This window comes from Stenotrophomonas sp. 2YAF22, from assembly GCF_052114665.1.
In the GTDB taxonomy this organism is placed as follows: Bacteria; Pseudomonadota; Gammaproteobacteria; order Xanthomonadales; family Xanthomonadaceae; genus Stenotrophomonas; species Stenotrophomonas indicatrix.
In genome coordinates, this window is sequence record NZ_JBFRFE010000364.1 from 1 (window position 1) to 4349 (window position 4349).

7 protein-coding genes are annotated in these 4349 nt (G+C 66.1%); 2 read left to right on the top strand and 5 right to left on the bottom strand.

Annotation, left to right across the window (positions count from 1 at the left end):
• Positions 1 to 136 precede the first annotated feature (136 nt).
• The 3 genes from AB4Y84_RS14455 to AB4Y84_RS14465 are packed head-to-tail and all read right to left on the bottom strand — an operon-like array spanning position 137 to position 1824.
• Positions 137 to 652 carry a hypothetical protein gene (locus tag AB4Y84_RS14455; RefSeq protein WP_442244340.1) on the bottom strand — a complete coding sequence of 172 codons (516 nt, stop codon included), beginning with the start codon at positions 650 to 652 and terminating at the stop codon, positions 137 to 139.
• Between the two features lie 48 nt (positions 653 to 700).
• Complete coding sequence (locus tag AB4Y84_RS14460; RefSeq protein WP_442244339.1) at positions 701 to 1450, bottom strand: hypothetical protein; 750 nt, start codon at positions 1448 to 1450, stop codon at positions 701 to 703.
• Positions 1447 to 1824, bottom strand: a complete 378-nt coding sequence (locus tag AB4Y84_RS14465) for a VOC family protein (protein WP_059064590.1) — start codon at positions 1822 to 1824, stop codon at positions 1447 to 1449. Before AB4Y84_RS14465 ends, AB4Y84_RS14460 begins: the two co-directional genes overlap by 4 nt.
• 166 nt (positions 1825 to 1990) lie before the next feature.
• Here AB4Y84_RS14465 and AB4Y84_RS14470 point away from each other — a divergent pair, with 166 nt between their 5' ends.
• A complete protein-coding gene (locus AB4Y84_RS14470; protein ID WP_025876962.1) occupies positions 1991 to 2299 on the top strand; it encodes a hypothetical protein in 309 nt (102 codons plus the stop codon).
• A 12-nt stretch (positions 2300 to 2311) separates the two neighbouring features.
• On the opposite strand, the gene AB4Y84_RS14475 is transcribed toward AB4Y84_RS14470, so the two are convergent.
• Entirely contained in the window at positions 2312 to 2890 is a 579-nt protein-coding gene (locus AB4Y84_RS14475) for a TetR/AcrR family transcriptional regulator (RefSeq protein ID WP_032976272.1), read from the bottom strand.
• Positions 2891 to 2959: 69 nt separating this feature from the next.
• On the opposite strand from AB4Y84_RS14475, the gene AB4Y84_RS14480 reads away from it, so the two are divergent.
• A complete protein-coding gene (locus AB4Y84_RS14480; RefSeq protein ID WP_080148474.1) occupies positions 2960 to 3505 on the top strand; it encodes a thioesterase family protein in 546 nt (181 codons plus the stop codon).
• Positions 3506 to 3520: 15 nt separating this feature from the next.
• Here AB4Y84_RS14480 and AB4Y84_RS14485 read toward each other — a convergent pair whose 3' ends face one another.
• Positions 3521 to 4240 carry a hypothetical protein gene (locus AB4Y84_RS14485; RefSeq protein WP_442244338.1) on the bottom strand — a complete coding sequence of 240 codons (720 nt, stop codon included), beginning with the start codon at positions 4238 to 4240 and terminating at the stop codon, positions 3521 to 3523.
• Positions 4241 to 4349 lie beyond the last annotated feature (109 nt).

The following is a 4349-nucleotide window of genomic DNA, read 5'->3' on the forward strand; positions in this document are numbered from 1 at the left end:
GGTTACAACGATGCCGGCAAGGACGTGGCGCGCTCGACGCCCGGCGAAGGCCGCGGCGTGTATGCGGGCGTGCGCTGGCGCTTCGACTGATTCCAGCAGGCGGCGCCGGACCTGATCCGGCGCCGCTGACCCCAGGTCAGCCGATACGCCACGCTGGCAGGCGTTCGCTGCGCTTCCAGAGGGCTGGCGCAAAAGCGATCAACACCATTGCTGCCAGCCACTTCGGCGACGTGCTGAGCAGTGTAGAAGCCAATGCGGCATCCAGCGGAGCCGCGTCCTCCTGCCAGGGGTTGTAGCCCAGGTAAATGATGCTGCCCGCCCACCACAGCAGGGCCACCCCGATACCCACCAGCAGCATGGCCATCGTGCGACAGGTCCAGCGCTGCGAGGTCGTCCCCCATTCGCGGGAAATGGCCACCAGCAGGCCGACCACCAGCAGCGACACCAAGGCCACCAGGCCGATGTCGACCTTGTGCCCGATGCGTTCATAGGTGCAGGCGCGGCACTGGGCTTCTTCGGCGGCCGCATCTGTTGTGGGCGGGGTGGCCGTAGGCCCGGACTGGGCCAGCACCGCGAAGGGCATCAACAGGGCGAACATCGCCACCATCAGCCAACGAACGAACTTCCTGTTCCTGCGTGCAGCGACATCCATGCGCTTCTCCTTGCGTGTGATTGATATTAAACGTCGTGGCAGATCCTGTTACAACGCCTTGAATACCTGCATCAGGCTGACCGCATCCGGCGCCAACTGCTGCGCAAGCCAGCCCAGCCCGGCGAAAAACACCAGCAGGCCCAGCAGCGGCCAGATCGTATGGGACAGGCACAGCCGCCACCACCCCTGCGCCTGCATGCCCTGCATCCGCTTGTACAGACCCCCGGCGATGGCCGCATCCACCAGCAGCTCGGCCATCAGCACCGGCGCCGACCAGACCACCCAGGCACTGGCCACGAGCACTGTAGCCACCAGCGCGATGACGCCGAGAATGGCCAGCAACGGCAGGCCTGCGTCGCCGTCGGCCACGTCCAGCAACGATGCGCTGTCGGCGCTCGCGCTGGAGGACGCTGCGGCTTCACCCCAGGAAGCGGACGCGCCACCACCGCCGGAATGCCCGCCGCTGCCGGTCCACGGCGATGCCTGACTGTCACCGCCGCCAGGCGCGGAACCCAACCCATCGGCCACCGCATCCCAGCGCCACCGGATCCAGACCCACATCAGCAGCAGGAACACGCCATAGGCGATCAGCACGGCCAGCGGATAGCGCAGCAGCATCGCGTCCATGCCTGCCAGGCGCAGCACGTGCGAGGCGAGGAATCCGGCGGCACCGGTCAGCACGACAATCACGGCCATCTGCAGCCGCGGCCAGCCACGATGCTGCAGCTGCCGACGTGCACGCATCGCTTCGCTGCTGCGGCTGCCCGGCATTGAAAAAGGCTGGCGTGCGTGCTTCATGCCGCCGCCTTGGTCACCGCCTCGATGCGATGACCATCTGGATCGATCACGAACGCAGCGTAGTAGCGCTCGCCGTAGTCCGGGCGCAGACCGGCAGGTCCGTTGTCCTGGCCTCCGGTGGCCAAGGCAGCACGATGGAAGGTATCAACGGCATCGCGCGTAGTTGCCGTCAACGCCAGATGGAAGCCAGGTCCCGGCGCAACCGCATCGTCGCGCAGCTTCAGGCACAACAGGTCTTCATCCTCGACCAGGCCATAGCCGATCGCAGTGTCGTCTTCGAAAACGCGGCGGTAACCGAGTGCTGCAAGAACGGCATCGTAAAAGCGACCTGCACGCTCGAGATCGCGGACACCCAACGAGAGGTGGTGCAGCATGCAGACATCCTTGCCAAGCACGCGCGGGCTGCGCTGGCCGGATTCTACCCTGCCGTGGCGCCGCGTCTACAGGTCACGTCCCGTCCAGTTCCCGCCCGATCCACGGCAACCGCATTCCGGTGTGGATCCTATATTCTGGGCAGCCACGGAACGGATCGGCTCCTGCATGCAAGCGTCCCAGTTCACCCGCCCTGTTGCCATCGTCATGTTCCTGCCGATGATCGGCCTGGCAGGCTGGGGGTCGTGGTTCGCGACCTATTGCATGAGTGACGGCTGCCTGGGCGTGTTTCCACTTTGGCTTGGCGCAATGGCGGCCTTGTTCCTGCAGGCACTGCTGGTCTTGCCTCTGCATGCCTGGGCACTGAAACGGCAAGGGGCCGATGCGGCCAGCCGCTATGTACGCTGGCTGGTGGCATCCAGTATCGCTGTGATGGTGCCCATGTTTGCCGGGTGGGTCTACATGTTCTTCAAGTAGTCCGCGCGCCGCTCAAGCAGGCGGTGCGGCTGCCTTCAACAGCTGCGCAGCCACCTGGTCGAACGGGGCGATGTCCTGCAGTGCGCGGCTCATCGCCACTGCGCCTTCCACACTGGCAATCACCAGGCTGGCCAGGCCGGTCGCCTGGGCAGGCGCGTGCCCATCGGCGACGAACGCCTCAGCCAGGTGCCCCTGCCAGCGGGCAAACACCTCGGCGGCCGCCGCACGTGGCTGGCTCGGCAGGGCCTCCACCGGCTCCTCGACGGCTGCCGCCAGCACCGGGCAGCCGGCACGAAAACCGGTGCGCAGCAGGCGCTCGCGCCACAGCGCCAGGAACTGCTGCAACCCCTGCACCGCGCCGCCCTTCAGCAGTTCGATCAGCAGCGCCTCCACCTTGTCGCCGGCCATCGTGGTGGCCCGTGCCAACAATTCCTGCTTGCCGCCCGGGAAGTGGTGATACGTGGACCCGAGCGGCGCATCAGCCAGTTTGGTCACTTCGCGGATGCTGGTCGCGTTGAGGCCCACACGCGCGAGCATCTGCGCTGCGGCATCGATCACACGCTGGGGGGCATCGGATGATCGCGGGCTCACGGCCGGCTCCTTGCTAAGACAGTCGTCATAGACTAGCGTATCGACCGTTCTATAACAGTCGTCATAACCATGAATCTCTGGTTCCGCCTGCTCCACCTGCTGCTGTGCAGCCTGTTCCGGCCGAAGCTGGAGGCCCCGTTCGGCGTCTCCCGCCTGCAGTTCCGGGTGCTGCCCAACGACCTGGACAGCAACCTGCACATGACCAACGGCCGCTACTGGAACATCTTCGACCTGGGCCGGCTGGACCTGATCCTGCGCATGGGCCTGGGCAAGGTGGCGCTGCGTGAGAAGTGGGCGCCGATTGTTGGCGCCGGCACCATCCAGTTCCGGCGCGAGCTGAAGCCGTTCCAGCGCTTCACCCTGGAAACGCGACTGGTCGGCTGGGTCGGCACACGCGGCATCATGGAGCAGCGCGTACTGATCGGCCCGGAGCAGAAAACCGCCACGCGTGCACTGCTGATCACCGGCATCTACGACCGCCGCGCACGTCAGTTCGTCGGCATGCCACAGATGATGGAATCGATCGGCGTGGTTGCTCCGCCCTCGCCGGCCCTGAGTGCGGCAGCCGAGGCGCTGCTGGCTGCCGACCTGGCGTTGAAGCAGGACCATGATTGACCCCTGCGGCGCAGATCAGGGGGCAGACGCCTCCACCTTCATGGGGGTCACGAAGGTGATCTGCGTGCGGCCACCCACATGCAGCACATACTCGAAGGTCTGCCGCATCTGGCTGTACGCGCCACCTTCGGGCGCGCCATAGTTGGCGCCGACGCTCACGGTGTGCCGACCGGGCGTCAGTGGCTTGAGCATCAGCCAGTAGCCGTCGGCCGCAGCCAATCTCGAGTCGTCGTCATCCGGATCCATGCGGAAGCAACCTTCGCTCTTCACCCGGTGCAGGCGCATGTCACCCAACGGCTGCCCGTCCAGCAGCACCACAGCGCTGACAAGATAGTCGTTGTTGATCGCCGCGCCGGCCTGCAGCTCCTCGCAGGAGACGTCTTCCCCGGTCTGGTAGCTGGCCATGTTGATGATGGGCAGCAACAGGTGCCTGCCTTCGGGCACCACGCACTGCCTGCGTGGCTGGAAGCGGCCATTGGTTCCTGCCAGGTTCCAGACCGGCCCCTCCTGGCCCAGTTCGCACAGGCGACCATCGGGATCCAGGTAAGGCGCAACCCTCTGCGCGTCAGCCCAGCGCCACCAACGCGCTGTCCATTCGCTCAGGGAAATGCCGGCCACCGCCTCACGTGTGACCGGTGACGCTGCAGGCGCGGCAATGGCGCTCGCCTGACCTGCAAACATCAGTACCGTGGCCACGCCGGCCAAGCGCAGCCTGCTGCCGATTCCGTTCTGCATTCCCTGCCTCGTCGTCCCTGGCGGCCACCGTGCGCGGCCCGCTCGGTGGACACTCTATCGCAGCGGCGTCGCGTCCGCTGGTGATGCGTTTCTGTGAGTGGCTTCTGGC